This is a genomic window from Planctomonas deserti (assembly GCF_003067705.1).
Taxonomy (GTDB): domain Bacteria; phylum Actinomycetota; class Actinomycetes; order Actinomycetales; family Microbacteriaceae; genus Planctomonas; species Planctomonas deserti.
The window spans coordinates 1-635 of record NZ_QANL01000086.1 but is presented as its reverse complement, the minus strand read 5'-3'; the positions used below and the strand labels follow the sequence as shown (position 1 = coordinate 635).

General features: G+C 60.9%; 1 protein-coding gene. It reads left to right on the top strand.

Features of this window, described 5'->3' with window-relative positions; all coding sequences use genetic code 11:
- Positions 1-122: 122 nt before the first annotated feature.
- Positions 123-491: a 50S ribosomal protein L7/L12 gene (rplL, locus tag DAI20_RS19675; RefSeq protein WP_014036098.1), complete on the top strand. Its 369-nt coding sequence runs from the start codon at positions 123-125 to the stop codon at positions 489-491.
- The last annotated feature ends 144 nt before the right edge of the window (positions 492-635 follow it).

Below are 635 nucleotides of genomic sequence, written 5' to 3'. Positions count from 1 at the left end.
AGCAGGGTGGTGGCGACGTCGCCGCCGACGCTGCCGAGCCGGCCGCCGAGACCGCCTGAGTTTCGACTTACCGTGGTTCCTGACGGAACCTCAACCCAGAAAATCATCCAAAGGTATTAATCATGTCCCTTACCAACGAACAGATCGTCGACGCCATCGCCGAGAAGTCCCTGATGGAAGTGATGGAGCTGGTCAAGGCCATCGAAGAGAAGTTCGGCGTCTCCGCCGCTGCTCCGGTTGCCGTGGCTGCTGCCGCTGGCCCGGCTGCTGCTGTTGAAGAGCAGACCGAATTCGTCGTCACCCTGAAGACTGCCGGCGAGAAGAAGGTCGAAGTCATCAAGGCCGTCCGCGCCATCACCGGCCTGGGCCTGAAGGAAGCGAAGGACCTGGCCGAAGCCGGCGGCGTCCTGAAGGACAACGCTTCGAAGGACGAAGCCGAGAAGATGAAGAAGGACCTGGAAGCTGCTGGCGCGACTGTCGAAGTCAAGTAAGCAGTTACCTTGCATCGTCACCGATTCGCGGCGATGCAGCCAAGGCTGGGGGCGTAAGCCCCCGGCCTTTGGTCGTTGTTGCAGTGTTGTAGATCCACGCCACGCGTGGATGTAACGAGCGGCAAAAAGCCCAACACGGGCTGC